Origin of the sequence: Brevundimonas sp. (assembly GCF_030704825.1) — a bacterium.
Classification (GTDB): Bacteria; Pseudomonadota; Alphaproteobacteria; order Caulobacterales; family Caulobacteraceae; genus Brevundimonas.
On record NZ_JAUYNX010000016.1, the window covers coordinates 85,590 to 101,074 of the forward strand.

The 15,485-nt window shown below is 68.6% G+C and carries 11 protein-coding genes; 9 read left to right on the forward strand and 2 right to left on the reverse strand.

What is annotated here, in order from left to right:
* Positions 1–21: 21 nt before the first annotated feature.
* From murC to ftsA, 6 genes are read left to right on the forward strand one after another with little or no spacing between them, the layout of a single operon-like run.
* Complete coding sequence (gene murC / locus Q8Q71_RS09260; protein WP_305759296.1) at positions 22–1,452, forward strand: UDP-N-acetylmuramate--L-alanine ligase; 1,431 nt, start codon at positions 22–24, stop codon at positions 1,450–1,452.
* Positions 1,449–2,351 (forward strand): UDP-N-acetylmuramate dehydrogenase, encoded by a 903-nt coding sequence (gene murB, locus Q8Q71_RS09265; RefSeq protein WP_305759297.1) that lies wholly within the window; start codon positions 1,449–1,451, stop codon positions 2,349–2,351. The genes murC and murB overlap by 4 nt, the downstream gene beginning before the upstream one ends.
* The gene (locus Q8Q71_RS09270; protein WP_305759298.1) at positions 2,335–2,835 is read left to right on the forward strand and encodes a DUF5946 family protein; all 501 of its coding nucleotides are present in this window, start codon (positions 2,335–2,337) and stop codon (positions 2,833–2,835) included. The genes murB and Q8Q71_RS09270 overlap by 17 nt, the downstream gene beginning before the upstream one ends.
* A 51-nt stretch (positions 2,836–2,886) precedes the next feature.
* Positions 2,887–3,822, forward strand: coding sequence for a D-alanine--D-alanine ligase (locus Q8Q71_RS09275; RefSeq protein ID WP_305759299.1), 936 nt, complete (start codon positions 2,887–2,889; stop codon positions 3,820–3,822).
* Complete coding sequence (locus Q8Q71_RS09280; RefSeq protein ID WP_305759300.1) at positions 3,810–4,697, forward strand: cell division protein FtsQ/DivIB; 888 nt, start codon at positions 3,810–3,812, stop codon at positions 4,695–4,697. The genes Q8Q71_RS09275 and Q8Q71_RS09280 overlap by 13 nt, the downstream gene beginning before the upstream one ends.
* A gap of 15 nt (positions 4,698–4,712) precedes the next feature.
* Positions 4,713–6,041: a cell division protein FtsA gene (ftsA, locus tag Q8Q71_RS09285; protein ID WP_305759301.1), complete on the forward strand. Its 1,329-nt coding sequence runs from the start codon at positions 4,713–4,715 to the stop codon at positions 6,039–6,041.
* 170 nt (positions 6,042–6,211) lie between these two features.
* Here the strand turns inward: ftsA and Q8Q71_RS09290 are convergent, their stop codons facing one another.
* Entirely contained in the window at positions 6,212–9,274 is a 3,063-nt protein-coding gene (locus Q8Q71_RS09290) for a TonB-dependent siderophore receptor (protein ID WP_305759302.1), read from the reverse strand.
* A 381-nt stretch (positions 9,275–9,655) separates the two neighbouring features.
* Between Q8Q71_RS09290 and Q8Q71_RS09295 the strand changes: the two genes are divergently transcribed.
* From Q8Q71_RS09295 to lpxC, 3 genes are all read left to right on the forward strand, one after another.
* Positions 9,656–11,686 carry a S9 family peptidase gene (locus Q8Q71_RS09295; RefSeq protein WP_305759303.1) on the forward strand — a complete coding sequence of 677 codons (2,031 nt, stop codon included), beginning with the start codon at positions 9,656–9,658 and terminating at the stop codon, positions 11,684–11,686.
* 233 nt (positions 11,687–11,919) lie between these two features.
* The gene (gene ftsZ, locus Q8Q71_RS09300; protein WP_305759304.1) at positions 11,920–13,527 is read left to right on the forward strand and encodes a cell division protein FtsZ; all 1,608 of its coding nucleotides are present in this window, start codon (positions 11,920–11,922) and stop codon (positions 13,525–13,527) included.
* Between the two features lie 191 nt (positions 13,528–13,718).
* On the forward strand, positions 13,719–14,618 hold the full coding sequence (gene lpxC, locus Q8Q71_RS09305; RefSeq protein WP_371315949.1) for a UDP-3-O-acyl-N-acetylglucosamine deacetylase: 900 nt from the start codon (positions 13,719–13,721) through the stop codon (positions 14,616–14,618).
* Positions 14,619–14,712: 94 nt separating this feature from the next.
* On the opposite strand, the gene pgeF is transcribed toward lpxC, so the two are convergent.
* Positions 14,713–15,483, reverse strand: a complete 771-nt coding sequence (gene pgeF / locus Q8Q71_RS09310) for a peptidoglycan editing factor PgeF (protein WP_305759306.1) — start codon at positions 15,481–15,483, stop codon at positions 14,713–14,715.
* Between the last annotated feature and the right edge of the window lie 2 nt (positions 15,484–15,485).

Consider the following 15,485-nt stretch of genomic DNA (forward strand, 5'->3'; position numbering starts at 1 on the left):
CCCGTTTGCTAAGGCGCTTGGATGATCGCTCGCCTTCGCCCCGTACCCTTCGACCTCGGCCCCGTCCATTTCGTGGGCATAGGCGGCATCGGCATGAGCGGCATCGCCGAGATCATGCTCAAGATCGGCTATTCGGTGCAGGGCTCGGACGCGAAGGCCAGCGCCAACACCGAGCGGCTGGAGAAGCTGGGCGCGAAAATCTTCATCGGCCACGACGCGGCCCACGTCGGCGACAGCGTTTCGGCCGTGGTCTATTCGACCGCGGTCAAGGCGGCCAATCCCGAGATGGTCGCCGCCCGCGAACGCCGCATCCCGCTGGTGCGCCGGGCCGAGATGCTGGCCGAGCTGATGCGGCTGCAGTTCTCGATCGCGGTCGGGGGCACCCACGGCAAGACCACGACGACCTCGATGGTGGCGGCGATCCTCGACGCCGGCGGACTGGATCCGACGGTGGTCAACGGCGGCATCATCAACGCCTATGGCACCAACGCCAAGGTCGGCGACGGCGACTGGATCGTGGTCGAGGCCGACGAGAGCGACGGCAGCTTCCTGCGCCTCAAGTCGACCGTGGCCATCGTCACCAACATCGACCCCGAGCACCTCGACCACTACGGCGACTTCGACGGGGTGAGGAAGGCGTTCGTCGACTTCGTCGAGAACATCCCCTTCTACGGCTTCGCCGCCGTCTGTCTGGATCATCCCGAGGTGCAGCGGCTGGTGGCCTCGATCGATAACCGCCGGCTGGTGACCTACGGGGTCAATCCGCAGGCCATGGTCCGGGCCGACAATGTCGAGATGAAGCCCGACGGCTGCCGCTTCGACGTGGTGATCCAGAAGCAGGGCCTCGCCGCCCTCGACGAACCGACCCGGATCGAGGGCCTGCACCTGCCCATGGCCGGCTGGCACAATGTCTCCAACGCCCTGGCCGCCATCGCCGTGGCGCGCGAGCTGGACGTCTCGGACGAGGCCATCAAGGCGGGTCTCGCCGGCTTCGGCGGCGTGCGGCGGCGCTTCACCACCACGGGTGTCGTAGGTGGCGTGCGCATCGTCGATGACTACGGCCACCACCCGGTCGAGATCGCCGCCGTGCTCAAGGCCGCGCGTCAGGTCGCCGAGGGTCGCGTCATCGCCGTGGTCCAGCCGCACCGCTTCACCCGGCTGGAATCCCTGATGGAGGAGTTCTCGACGTGTTTTTCGGACGCCGATGCGGTGTTCGTGGCCGACGTCTACGCCGCCGGCGAGACGCTGATCGAGGGCGTGGACAAGAACGCCCTGGTCGAGGGCATCCGGCGGTTTGGGCACCGGTCGGTGCAGGCCCTGGACAGCGTCGAGGCCCTGCCCGGCGTGATCGCCGCCGAGGCGAAGCCCGGCGATCTGGTGGTGCTGCTGGGGGCCGGGGACATCACCCAGTGGGCCTACGCCCTGCCGGGGCAGCTGGAGGCGCTCGCTTGATCGCCCTGCCGGAAGTGCGCGGAAAGCTGCTGCGCGACGAACCGTTGGGGCCGTTCACCTGGTTTCGGGTCGGCGGTAACGCGGACGTCCTGTTCATTCCGGCCGACGGCGACGATCTGGCCGACTTCCTCAAGGTGCTGGACCCGGCCGTGCCGGTGACGGTGCTGGGCGTGGGCTCCAACGTCATCGTCCGCGACGGCGGCGTCGAGGGCGTGGTCGTGCGGCTGGCTGGACGACCCTTCGCCGGGATCACGACGGAGGGTGATATGATCACCGCCGGCGCGGGCGCGCTGGACTCCCTGGTCGCCCGGGCTTCGGCGAAAGCCGGGCTGGGCGGGCTGGAATTCTACGCCGGCATCCCCGGCACGATCGGCGGCGCGCTGACCATGAACGCCGGCTGCTATGGCGCCGAGACGAAGGACATTCTGGTCTCGGCCCGAGGCCTCACGCGGTCGGGCGAGCGGGTCGACTATGCGCTGGCCGACTTCGGTTACACCTATCGCCACTCCGAGGCGCCGGCCGACATCATCTGGATCGAGGCGACCTTCCGCGGGACGCCCGACGATCCCGAGACCGTGGCGGCGAAGATCGCCGAAATCACTTCGCGCCGCGAACTGACCCAGCCGATCCGCGAGAAAACCGGCGGCTCGACCTTCAAGAACCCGCCCGGCCATTCGTCATGGAAGCTGGTCGACGAGGCCGGCTGGCGCGGCAAGCTGTTCAAGGCCACCGGAGGCGGGGCCATGTTCAGCGAGCTGCATTCCAACTTCATGATCAACCCCGGGGAGGCGACCGCCGCCGACATCGAGGGACTGGGCGACGCCGTGCGGGCCGACGTGCTGGCGAAGACGGGCGTCCAGCTGGACTGGGAGATCAGGCGCATTGGCCGGCCCGGCTGACATCGCCGTCTGCCCGGGCTGCGGCTCGCGCCTGCCGGCCGTCGAGGGGCCGGTCCACGCCTATATGACGTCGTCGCCGGCCTGCTGGGCGGCGTTCAACACGGTGATGGCGCGGGAATATTCGGATCCCGGCCTGATGGCGGTGCACCGGCTCAGCGTCGACGCCTGGGCCGTGCAGCATCCCGGCGACGGCTCGCGCCGGGCGATCCAGTCGGTCGGCCTGCATCTGGCGAGGCTCATGGTCCAGCTCGACCAGGGCCTGGAAGGGGAGGCCGCCAACGCCGCCATGCTGGCCTTCGCCGCCCGCAAGGCGGAGCTGCCCGAACTGCCGCCGCGCCCCGTCTATGCCCTGACCGTGGCGGATGTCGTGGGCGCCGAAGCCCCTGAAGCGCACGCCGCCGCCGTGCGTCGCTGGGCCGAGGCGGTATGGGCCGACTGGTCTGACTGCCACGACTTTATCCGGCGGTGGGCGCATCAAGGTTGAGGCGTTGTTAAGGACATTCGCCGCAACAGATCGGTTGATCCGGAGTCCGTCATGAGCCGCCCCTTTTCCGAGTTGCACGTCGCCGTCCTGATGGGCGGGCTGTCGTCCGAACGGGAGGTGTCCCTGAGCTCGGGAAAGATGTGCGCCGACGCCCTGGAAGGGCAGGTCCGCAAGGTCAGCCGCGTCGACGCCGGGCGCGATCTGGCCCAGGTGCTGGCCGATCTGAAACCCGACGTCGTCTTCAACGCCCTGCACGGCGAATGGGGCGAGGACGGCTGCGTCCAGGGCGTGCTGGAGACGCTGGGCCTTCCCTACACCCACTCCGGCGTCCTGGCCTCGGCCCTGGCCATGGACAAGGAGAAGTCCAAGGCCGTGCTCGCGGCGGCGGGGGTCGTGGTGCCGGGCGGCGGCCTGTTCGACCGGCATGAGGTGGCCCGGAGCCATGTGCTTCCGCCGCCCTATGTGATCAAGCCGAACGCCGAGGGCTCCTCGGTCGGGGTCTATCTGGTTCGCGAGGGCGAGCCGCCGTGCCCGGCGCCGGGCGAGGCCGGCTGGACCTGGGGCGAGCAGGTCATGGTCGAGCCCTTCATCGCCGGCAAGGAGCTGGCCGTCACCGTGCTCGGTGAAAAGTCCGGGCCGCGCGCCCTGACCATCACCGACATCACGCCGGCCAAGGGCTTCTACGACTATGAGGCCAAATACGCGCCGGGCGGCTCCAGCCACGTGCTGCCGGCCGTCCTGCCGCCCCATGTGTTCGAGCGGGCGCTGCGCGAATCGGAGCTGGCGCACACGGCCATGGGCTGCCGCGGCGTGTCGCGATCGGACTTTCGTTATGACGATATTAAGGACGAACTGGTCCTTCTGGAGGTCAATACCCAGCCCGGCATGACGCCGACCTCGCTCAGTCCCGAGCAGGCCGCCCACGTCGGGATGGACTACAAGGCCTTGGTGCGGTGGATGGTGGAGGACGCCTCATGCCCGCGGTAGTTCGCGGCGGTCGGCGACAGGGTTCGAACCAGCCTGCAAAACGCGGCGCGGCTCCCAAATCCGGAGGACGCGGGCGTTCGCCCCGCAACGCCCAGGCCACGCCCGGGAAGATGGCGGCGCTCGGGCGGCTGGACCTGTCTCCCCGCGCAGTGATGATCTCGATCGCGGCCGGCGCCGTCGTGCTGGCCGGGGTGCTGGCCACCGGGGCGCGCGCCGAGCGTATCGGCGCCTCGATCGGCCATGGCGTCGACGGCGTGGCCGCGGGCCTCGGGCTGAAGCTGGAACGGGTCTTCATCGAGGGCGAGAGCCCCGAGGCCACCGCCGCGATCCAGCGGGCGGTGCAACTGGCCGCCGACCAGCCCATGACCTCGATCGATCTGGATGCGGTGCGCGAACGTGTCGAGGCGATCGGCTGGGTGGAGTCCGCCCGGGTGGTGCGCCTGCTGCCCGACACCCTGATCGTCCACGTCATCGAACACGACCGGCTCGCCGTCTGGCAGGCCGGCGGCCGCAATGTGGTGATCGACCGCCACGGCTCGGTCATCGCCGGGGCCGACGCCGGCCGCTATCCGAATCTGCCGCTGGTGGTCGGCAAGGGCGCCGAACAGGCCGCCTCCGAGGTCCTGCCCCTGATCGCCCAGCGCCCGCGGCTGCAAAGCCGGGTCGAGGCGCTGGTGCGGGTCGACGAGCGCCGCTGGGATCTGCGCCTGAAGGACGGCAGCCTGATCCAGCTGCCCGCCTCCAACCAGGAGGCGGCGCTGATCCAGCTGGACGCCCTGGACCAGCGCGAGCGGCTGCTGGAGCTGGGCTTCGCCCGCATCGATCTGAGAACGCCCGAGGAGGTCGCCGTCCGGCCCTCCGCTGGCGAGGCGTAGAGTGAGGATCCCGGCATGAGCGGACGGTCTGTGGACAAGGCTGTGGACGGCGCGGGACGCGCGGCGGGCCGGGCGCCCGTGGTGGCGGCCCTCGACCTGGGCCAGTCCAAGGTCGCCTGTTTCATCATGAAGGCCGACGGCGTGCGCCACGCCGACCGCACGATCCGGGTCGCGGGCGCGGGCCACGTCCAGTCGCGGGGAGTCCGCGGCGGCGGCATCGTCAACATGGACGAGGCGGCCCAGGCCATCGGCCATGCGGTCGAGCGGGCCGAGCGCGCGGCCGGCTGCCCGGTATCCGGCGTGGTCGTCACCACCGCCATCGGCCAGATGGCCAGTCACCGGGTTCAGGCCCGGGTCTCGCTGGGAGCCAATCCGGTCGGCGACGCCGACCTGGCCAGGGCCATCGGCATGGCCCTGGCCCAGATTCGTTTGCCGAACCGGCGGCCGATCCACGTCCTGCCGATCGCCTGGTCGGTCGACGGCGCGCGCGGCGTGCACGATCCGCGCTCGATGAAGGGTCATTCGCTGGGGCTGGACCTGCTGGTCGTGTCCATGGCCGAGAGCGCCTTCAACGGCCTGAGCCATTGCCTCGAACTGGCGCACCTCGACCTTCAGGGCGTGGCGGCGGCGCCGGTGGTGTCGTCGCTGGCGGCGTTGGAAGACGACGAGATGGATCTGGGCTGCGTCTGCATCGACATGGGCGGCGGTTCGACCTCGGCCGCCGTGTGGGGCGGGCGCTCGCTGCTGCATATCGAGAGCCTCAACGTCGGCGGCGATCACGTGACCGCCGACATCGCCCGCGGCCTGTCGACCTCGCGGGCCGGGGCGGAGCGTCTGAAGACCCTGCACGGCTCGGCGATGGCCGACGCCCATGAGGACCGCGAGATGCTGGAGGCCCCGCCGCGCGGCGAGGATGCTTCGGCCGGCCCCATCTTCGTCCAGCGCGCCATGCTCAAGACCGTCATCGCCCCGCGGGTGGAAGAAACCCTCGAATTGCTGCGCGACCGGCTGCGCAGCGCGGGCGTAGGCCTGGAACCCGGGGCCGGTCTGGTGCTGACCGGCGGGGCCAGCCAGCTGAACGGCGTGCGTGAACTGGCGATCCGGGTGTTCGACCGGCCGGTGCGGCTGGGCAAGCCGCAGCGCGCCCCCCACCTGGCCGACGCCGCCTCCGGCCCGGCCTTCTGTTCGGCGGCCGGGGTGTTGCTGCGCGCCGCCTATGGCCCGCGCGAGGCCGTGTCGGCGCGCAAGCTGATGTCCCGCCAGATTTCCGCCGCCGACGCGCCCCGCGTCCATCGCGGCGGGATCGTGGCGCGCGCCGCCGGCTGGCTCCGGGAAAATCTCTGAACCCGACGTCTGGCCGGCGCCAGGCGGAGGCCGCCGCTCGCCGCGGCCGACCCGGCTTGCCCGCCATCCGGCCTGCCGGCGCGGGAACCTGAGGCCCCGGTGACCGGACAAGCAAAAGGGCGGCGGGTTTCCCCGCCGCCCTTTCGCCGTGTGGCGATGTTTCGAGGCCCCTAGAAGGTCCGCGAGACGTTCACGAAGGCGGTCCGGCCGTTCCAGTCGTACTGGCTGGCCAGCGGCGTGTTGCCGATCACCGTCGCACCGCTGCCGATACCCAGGTAGGGAGGGTTCTCGTCGAAGATGTTCTGGATGCCGGCCTGGAAGGTCCACTTGTCGAACCGCTTCCGGATCGAGACGGCGTGGTTCAGATATTCGTCGACACCCCGTTCGACATAGGCCGCCTGGCCCAGGAAGACGGTCGCGCCTCCTTCCTGGCCCGGGGTGGTGTTGAACGGCTGGTTGTCGGCGGGACCGACGTAGTCGATACCATAGAAGACGGTCCAGTCGCCGCGGTCGAAGCGGAACGACAGTTCGCCCACCGTTTCCGGGCTGCCGATCCGGCTGTTCAGGATCGTCGGCGCCGAGGCGGTGAAGACCTGCTGGGTCCAGTCCAGGATATGGCTGACCCGGGCCGCGATCGTCAGGTCCATGAAGGAGAACTCCCTCGTGTAGCGGACGTTCAGGTCCAGACCCTTGTTCGACTGACGCGAGATGTTCACGTAGCTGTCGTTGACCGAGAGGATCTGGTTGTTGCGGGGACCGCCGGTCTTGTCGCGCACGAACAGGGTGCACAGCGGGTCGGTCGGATAGTCGTCCGAGTTGTAGCAGGCCGAGACGATATTGCCGGCGCCGAACTGGGCCACCTGGTTGTCAACGTCGATCTGGAAGTAGTCCAGGGCGATGTTCAGGTCGGCGAAGGTCGGGGTCCAGATCAGGCCGACCGAGACGGCTTCGGCGGTTTCCGGCTCCAGGATGCCGACGCCGCCGCCCGTGGTGATCAGCGCGGACGAACCCGGATCATTGTAGTTGTCCGGCACGCCGTCGGCGGCGCAGTTGTCTCTCAGTCTCTGATTGGTGCTGGTGCCCCAGTTGCGGCAGGGATCGACGTTCGCCTGGCCCAGGAAGCTGGTCTGGTTGGCCAGGAACAGTTCGTACAGCGCCGGGGCGCGGAACGAGGTGCCCTGCGAGGCCCGGATGCGGAACTCGGGGGTGATGCGCCAGTTGAGGCCCACCTTGTAGGTCGAGTTCTCGCCGTAGGAGTCATAGTCCGACAGCCGGCCCGACAGGTTGACCGACAGGGATTCGAACATCGGCACATCCCGCAGCAGCGGCAGCTCCACCTCGGCGAACAGCTCCTTCACCGTGTCCGAACCGCGGGTCCGGCCGGCGGCCGTCTGGCCCCACAGGTTGCCGGCCTGCTGTTGCTCGCCGGGCTGGTCGTCGATCTCTTCCTTGCGCATGTGGAAGCCGAGGGCCGCGCCGACGGGACCGGCGGGCAGGTCGAACAGGTCGCCCGAGATCACGCCTTCCACATACTGGTGGACGTAGGTGGTGCTGCCTTCCTCATAGCCGTTGATGAAGGCGGCTTCTTCCGCCGTCAGCTGGCCGTTCGAAATGAAGGCGTCGGTGAACCAGTTGACCCCGCCGGTGGGGCAGGCCGTGGCCGAGGTCAGGCGCGCCACGTCGCAGTTGGCGGCTTCAGGCGTGCCGGGGACGGCGCTGGCGCCGAAGGGCCGGCCGGCGAACAATGCGTCCAGTCCGGCGGTGGCGGCGACGCGGTCATTGTAGAAGAAGTTGCCGCCGTAGGTGCCGTCCGACTTGCTGTATTGAGCCGCCAGCTCCCAGTCCCAGCCCCGACCGAACAGATCGATGTCGCCGCGCAGACCGACGACGGCGCGGCCGTAGTCAACCTGCTGGCGGCTGAAGGTGTCCACCAGGGCGACGGGCGTGACGTAGTAGCCGCCGTTGAAGGTGTTGGTCATGCCGTTGAACGGCCCGCCGAACGGGTTGTTCGTGTGATACGGCGAGACGGTCGGGAACAGCTGGCGCCAGCTGAACTGTTCCGACTCGCGCCGGTTCAGCAGCAGTTCGCCGAACAGCTCGATGTTCGGCGTCAGGTCGTAGCCGCCGAAGGCCGTGAAGCTGGTGCGGGTGACCGGCGAGATCGCGGTCCGCGAGGCGTAGCGGTCGTTGTACAGCGGATAGACCGAATAGGCCGCGCGGCGCACGGCGGTGGGCGATGCGGTGATCGAGCAGTCGGGCCCGGGGGTCGCGCCGCTGTTGAAGCCGCCGGCGACGTGCTGGAAGCCCGGGGCGTCGCAGCCCGTGAAGCCGCCGCCCTGGACCGCGGCGCTGTTGAAGACGAAGTCGCCGTCGCGGCGGTTGGCCGCCAGCACCGGGCCGATGCTGCCCGCCAACTGGGTGCGCATGATGCTGTTCAGGACGAAGTCGCACTTGTACTCGCCGTCCTCCAGCACGTCGATGCGGTGCATCAGCTGCGGATCCGAATAGACGCGATCCTGCGGGCAGTCGAAGTGCTCGCGGTCGCCGAACAGCAGCTCCGAACGCTCATAGTAGTCGGCGCCGACCGACAGATAGCCGCGGTCGAAGGTGTTGCCGTAGCTGGCGCTGACCTGGACCTCTTCGCCGCCGCCCTCGAGCGGCATGCTGGCGTAGGCGCCGATGAAGCCGCCGTCGAGGTTGGTCTTGGTGATGATGTTGATGACGCCGGCGACGGCGTCCGAACCGTAGATGGACGAGGCGCCGTCCGTCAGGATTTCGGCGCGCTCGATCAGCGAGCTGGGGATGGTGTTCAGGTCAGTGGGGCCGACCGTGCCGCGGACGCCGGCGGGACCGACGCGGCGGCCGTTGATCAGGACCAGGGTCCGCTGGGCGCCGAGGCCGCGCAGCGACACCGTGTTCACGCCCGGGCCGCCGGTGGTGACGAAGCCGGTGAAGAAGTTGTTGATCTGGGTGGCCGTGTTGGCCGCGGTCGAGGACTGCAGGATTTCCGAGGTGTCGGCCAGGCCTTCAAGCGTCGCCTGTTCCGAGGTGATCACCTGGATGGGCTGCGAGCTGGTGAACTCGTTGCGCCGGATCCGCGAACCCGTGACGACGACTTCGTCGATTTCAGCGGCTTCTTCGTCCTCTTGCTGCTGCGTTTGAGCCGGCTGGGTCTGGGCCATGACCATGGTGGGGGCGAACACCGCCAGCCCCGCGATAATGGTAGAGGCCAAAAGAGTCTTTCTATCGAAAGCCATAGGTCGGTTTCCCCCAAAAGAGATGTCTAGAAGCGATGTGAATTCCGGATGCCTCCTCCGGTCGGAGAAAGCGCCATGCTTCGACCGTAACAGGATTGTTGCCGCGGCCAAGCGACTAGAGGCCATATTGTGGCAGTCAGCGCCGCGAACGTAACGTAAACGACACACTTCGGGCCGTTCGCGACCACGATTTGCCCGGCGACTTTTCGTCGCGGCCCCGCAGTCATTGAGGATGTCAGTCCGGGCGACGAAGCGCGTGCGTTCCGCAATTCAGACGATATAGTGGCCGCAACGGGGCCTTTGAGGCGCTGTCGACAAGAACCAGCAGCGACCGTCGTCGTGGGGAGAGTTAAGTCTATGAACCGGATTCTGATCGGGGCGCTGGCCTCGGTGTTGATCGCCCTTGGCGCGCCCGCGGGCTCGGCCGCCGCCCAGACCATGCCGCCGGCGACCGCCTGGGCCCGCGAGCCCGCGATCGCGTCGGTGGATGTCTCGCCGGACGGCCGGCATGTGGTCGCCGTCATCTCGCCGGACGGCCGGCAGCGCGTCGTGGCCATCTGGAGAACGGCCGCGATGGACGAGGCCCCGTTCATCATCGGCTCCGACGACGAACGGTCCGAGGTCGTCGGGGCCCAGTTCATCAAGAACGACCGGATTTTCGTCACCACCCAGCAATTGAGGGATTTCAATCCCTTCTCGGGCCGGCGTGAGCGCAGCTTCCTTCAGCGCACCCAGGTTCTGACGCTGGAAGGCGTCCCGGCGCGGACGTCCCTGTCATTCGACGGCCTCGATGAAACCCAGCAGGCCATCATCGGCGTGGGCGAGCTGATCAGCGACCTGCCCCGGGACCCCCAGAACATCATCGTCAGCGACCCCCTCCGGGGCGACAAATACAGGCTGAACCTCTACACGGGCCGGGCCGAGCGGATCGAGCGGGGCTCCGACCGTTTCAGCGGCGAGCAGGCCGATCTCAACGGCGAGATCCGGGCCAAGTCGGAATTCGATTTCGACAATGGCGCGGCCTTTATCGCCCAGTGGATCAAGCACCCTGACACTGGCGAATGGGCCGAGCATTTCCGCTACTACGCCCGGGACCGGCAGCCCATCTCCATCGTGGGCTTCTCCAACGATCCCAACGTGATCTTCGTCAGCAAGGTCGAGGGACGCGACCGCTCCGCCATCTATGAGTACATGATCCGCGAACGCCAGTTCGGCGAGATCGCCTTCGCCCACCCGCTGTTTGACGCCGGCGGCGTGGTCCGGTCCCGCTCGCCGGAGAATTTCGGCGAGGTCGTCGGCTTCACCTATGACGGCGAGCGTAGTCGAACCTACTTCGCCGATCCGGTGCTGGCGCAGGCCTTCACCGACCTGCGCCGTGCGGCGAACATCACGACGGTGCCCGTCAACTGGGTCGACATCGAATCCGGAGAGCGCAGCCGCTTTTCCGTCGGCGACGGCGCGGACATCTCATTGGTGGCGACCTCGGACGACCGGTCCGAAATCATCATCAGCAAGTCCGGTCCGACGACCCCGACCGAATATTACATCCTGATCGACGGCCGCCTCCGGCTGCTGGGCCGGGCCTATCCCGAGCTGGCCGGCGCCTCCCTGGGCGAGACCACCCTGATCCAGTATCCGGCCCGCGACGGCCTGATGATTCCCGCTTTTCTGACCAAGCCCGATCCGGCGGTCTATGGACCGGGACCGTATCCGACCATCATCACCCCGCACGGCGGTCCCTGGTCGCGCGACAACCTGACCTGGGATGTGACCGGCTGGACGCAGTACTTCGCCACCCGCGGCTTCGCGGTCCTGCAGCCGCAGTTCCGGGGGTCCGAGGGCTGGGGTCAGCGTCTGTGGCGCGCCGGCGACCGCGAGTGGGGCCGCAAGATGCAGGACGACAATGACGACGGTGTTCGTTACCTCATCGCCGAAGGCGTCGCCGATCCCGGCCGGGTGGCCATGCACGGCTATTCCTATGGCGGCTATGCCTCGATGATGGCGGCGGTCCGTCCGAACGGCCTGTATCAATGCGCCGCCGCCGGCGCCGGCCCGGCGACCATCGCCCTGTTCAAGAAGGGGACCTACAACAGCCGCTTCCTGCGCGAGTTCCAGCATCCCACCGCGGATGGCGAGGATCCCCTGCGTCGGGTCAGCGAGGTCTCGATCCCGCTCTATCTCTACACGGGTGACCGCGACACGCGCGTCCTGCCGTCGGAATCCGAGACGATGGCGGCGGCCCTGCGCAACGCCGGCAAGCCGGTCAAGCTGACCATCCTGCCGGATATGGAACACACGATTAACACCTGGAACCCGACGAACTTCGCCAACGTCCTCACCAGTGTCGAGGAGTTCCTGCGCAACGACTGCGGACCCGGCGGCATCTGACCGGCGGGCCTGACCGGACGGGGGCGGCTCGCAAGGGCCGCCCCTTTTTCGTCCGCCGCCGGATTTCTGCAGTCAAGGTTAACGAAATCCGTGGCGCGACGCCCGACTCGCCCTATCCGGTAACACTCCCTTAAGCAGATGGGGTGTTTCCTTAACGCGCTCATAACCAATGCGAATCGGCGGGGTTTTCGTGTTGGAGCGTCAAGGGCAGGGTCGGATAAGGTCGGAATAGAATGTCTCTCTCGCTGGTGCGTCCGCAAGCCACGGACTTGAAGCCCCGGATCGTCGTCTTCGGCGTCGGCGGCGCGGGCGGCAACGCCGTCAACAACATGATCGATGCGGGTCTGGAGGGCGTCGAGTTCGTCGTCGCCAACACCGACGCGCAGCATCTGTCGTTCGCCAAGACCGACCGCCGCGTCCAGCTGGGCGAGACCATCACCCAGGGCCTGGGCGCGGGCGCCCACCCCGAGGTCGGCATGAACGCCGCCGAGGAAAGCGCCGAGGAAATCTACGGGCACCTGGACGGCGCCCATATGGTCTTCATCACCGCCGGCATGGGCGGCGGCACCGGCACCGGGGCGGCCCCCGTCATCGCCAAATGCGCGCGTGATCGCGGCATCCTGACGGTTGGCGTGGTGACCAAGCCCTTCACCTTCGAAGGGCGCCACCGCATGCGTCTGGCCGATGCGGGCATCGCCGAGCTGCAGCGCTATGTCGACACCCTGATCGTCATTCCGAACCAGAACCTGTTCCGCGTCGCCAACGAACGCACCACCTTCGCCGACGCCTTCGGCATGGCCGACCAGGTGCTGCACTCGGGCGTGCGTTCGATCACCGACCTGATGATCCTGCCCGGCCTGATCAACCTCGACTTCGCCGACGTCCGGGCCGTCATGTCCGAAATGGGCAAGGCGATGATGGGCACGGGCGAGGCCTCGGGCGAGGACCGCGCCCTGCAGGCCGCCCAGAACGCCATCGCCAACCCGCTGCTGGACGAGACCTCGCTGAAGGGGGCCAAGGCCGTGCTGGTGAACATCACCGGCGGCATGGACATGACCCTGCTCGAAGTCGACGAAGCCGCCAACGCCATCGCCGGCGAGGTGGACGCCGACGCCAACATCATCTTCGGGGCCGCCTTCGACCCGGCCCTCGACGGCAAGATCCGCGTCTCGGTCGTGGCCACCGGCATGGAAGACCTGGCCGCGGCCCGGACCACGCCGAACGCCGCCTCGACCTTCGATGCGCGCCGTCCGACTCCGGCCCATGCCGCCTCGCGCGCCGAGCCGGTGCGACATGACCCGATCCGCGAGCCGGCTCGCGCCGAAACCCCGCGCCAGCCCGAACCCGCCCCCATCGTTCCGACGTTCCAGCCGAGCCAGCCGGTCTATGGCGCCGCCGCCCGCGCGCCCGAACCGAGGCTCGATCCGCGCCCCGAACCGGTGATCCACGCCGCCGAGGACCGGACCCTGGAGCCGATCGTCGATCCGTGGGTCGAGGAGTATGAATCCTCTCCGCGCGCCCGCACGACGGCCGAGACGACCGCTCCGGTCGCCCAGGGCGACCTGTACATGGACCGCTCGGCCGATCGCGCCGCTCCGCAGCCGGAAACGCGCCGGGAGGAGCCGGCCTATGACGACTACGACGATCGCGATCATCGCAAGTCGGGCTGGAGCCTGTTCGGTCGCGGCAAGCGCCAGCCGGCGCAGCCGACCTATCCGGCTCCCTCGCGCACGACCGAGATGCGATCGACGACCCAGGTCCAGCCCATGCCCGAGCCCGAGCAGGGCCAGGCCGAGGACGATCTGGAAATCCCGTCCTTCCTGAGACGACTGGCCAACTGATCCGGCCGAAAGCCTGATGGACCGCCCCGGAGCCCGCGCTCCGGGGCGGTTTGCGTTTTCGCCCGATTCACCACGACCGAAACAATCCGAAACCCGACTTTCATTTCGCGCTTGCGAGGGGGCGGCTAGACGGTTCGTGGGGCGAAATCCGCACACAGGGGCGGAGCGCAAGAACTGCAGCGAGTATGAGTTTGTCGGTCAGAAACGACCATCGCCAGAAGACGACCGTCGCGCCCGCCATCATCGCGGGCGTGGGCGTGCACACGGGCGACCGGGTGCGTCTGGCCGTGCGTCCGGCCCCGGCCGGCACGGGCATCGTCTTCGTGCGGACGGACATCAAGGACCGCGACAACCGCATTCCGGTTTCGGGCGAGGCCGTCGTCGACGCCCGCCTGAACACCATGATCGAGAACGCCGCCGGCGTGCGTCTGTCGACCATCGAGCACCTGATGGCCGCCTTCGCCGCCCTGGGCGTATCCAACGCCGTGGTCGAGGTCGACGGCCCCGAGCTGCCGATCCTGGACGGCTCGGCCCTGCAATTCGTCCAGCTGCTGGACCGCGCGGGCTTCCGCCGTCAGGAAGCGCCGGTCCGCTATATCGAGATCCTCGAGCCGATCCGGGTGCGGGAAGGCGACAAGACCGCCGCCCTGCTGCCCTGCGACCGCTACGAGATGCGGTTCGAGATCGACTTCGACACGCCGGTGATCGGCAACCAGGTGGTGGACTTCGTCGTCGACGAGGAAACCTTCCGCAACGAGATCATGGCCGCCCGCACCTTCGGCTTCGCCCATGAGGTCGAGGCCCTGCGCCGCGCCGGCCTGGCCCGCGGCGGTTCGCTGGAGAACGCCGTGGTCATCGACGGCGACCAGATCCTCAACCCCGGCGGGCTGCGGATGGAGCGCGAGTTCGTCAAGCACAAGGCGCTGGACGCGATCGGCGACCTGTACGTTCTCGGCGCGCCCCTGCTGGGCCGCTACGAGGGCGTCAAGGCGGGGCACGCCATCAACAACCTGCTGGTCCGCGAACTGCTGGCCAATCCGCAGGCCTGGCGCGAAGTGACGCGCGTACCGGAAATGGCGATGGCGGGCTAAAGGCAACCGCCGAACGCCGGGGAATTCGAATACGGATTCCGCGGGATTTCGAATACCGAATTCGACAATCGGGAGACGACGGCTACGGTTCTCGTCAACCCGGACTGATGGCGCTCATCAGTCGGCCGAAGTCCGGTTCTCCATTCAGATACGCCCGCCGGTTCGAGTAGAACCGCGCCGCGTCGACGCGCGTGTCGTCGCCGGTCCAGGCGGCGTCGGCGACCCCGGCCTGCTCCAGCCGCCACAGGACGAAGGCCGGAAGGTCGAACAGGCGTTTGTCGGCGGTTTCGCCGGGGGCGAAGAAGCGGACGCTGCCGGGGTCGTGGTGGTCGAACCGGTCCTGGAAGTCGGCTCCGACTTCATAGGAGTCCCGGGCGATGCAGGGACCGACGACGGCGACCATCCGGCGGGGCTCGGCGCCGAGGGCCTGCATGGCCGCGACCGTGGAGTGGACGATGCCCTCCAGCGCTCCCTTCCAGCCCGCATGGGCGGCGCCGACGACGCCGGCCTCGGGGTCGGCGAGCAGCACCGGGGCGCAGTCGGCGGTCAGGACCGCGCAGATGACGCCGGGCGTGGCGGTGACCGTCGCATCGCCCTCGGGACGTTCCCCCTTCCAGCCCGCCTCGGCGACGCGGGCGACGGCGGAATGGATCTGATAGCAGGCGGCCAGGTCGTCGGGGACGCCGCCCAGATGGTTCGCCGCGCGGCGCCGGTTCTCGGCCACGGCGGCGGGATCGTCCTGCGAGCCGATGCCGGTGTTCAGGCCCTCATAGAGGCCGGTCGAGACGCCGCCCTGCCGGGTGAAGAAGCCGTGGCGAACGCCGGCGCGGTCGAGGAGGGGGTGGGTGATGGGGGCGAGCGCCATGG

Coding starts and splice junctions, on each gene's coding strand:
- murC (WP_305759296.1), top strand. CDS start 22: ATGATCGCTCGCCTTCGCCCCGTACCCTTCGACCTCGGCCCCGTCCAT.
- Q8Q71_RS09275 (WP_305759299.1), top strand. CDS start 2,887: ATGAGCCGCCCCTTTTCCGAGTTGCACGTCGCCGTCCTGATGGGCGGG.
- Q8Q71_RS09280 (WP_305759300.1), top strand. CDS start 3,810: ATGCCCGCGGTAGTTCGCGGCGGTCGGCGACAGGGTTCGAACCAGCCT.
- ftsA (WP_305759301.1), top strand. CDS start 4,713: ATGAGCGGACGGTCTGTGGACAAGGCTGTGGACGGCGCGGGACGCGCG.
- Q8Q71_RS09295 (WP_305759303.1), top strand. CDS start 9,656: ATGAACCGGATTCTGATCGGGGCGCTGGCCTCGGTGTTGATCGCCCTT.
- ftsZ (WP_305759304.1), top strand. CDS start 11,920: ATGTCTCTCTCGCTGGTGCGTCCGCAAGCCACGGACTTGAAGCCCCGG.
- pgeF (WP_305759306.1), bottom strand. CDS start 15,483: ATGGCGCTCGCCCCCATCACCCACCCCCTCCTCGACCGCGCCGGCGTT.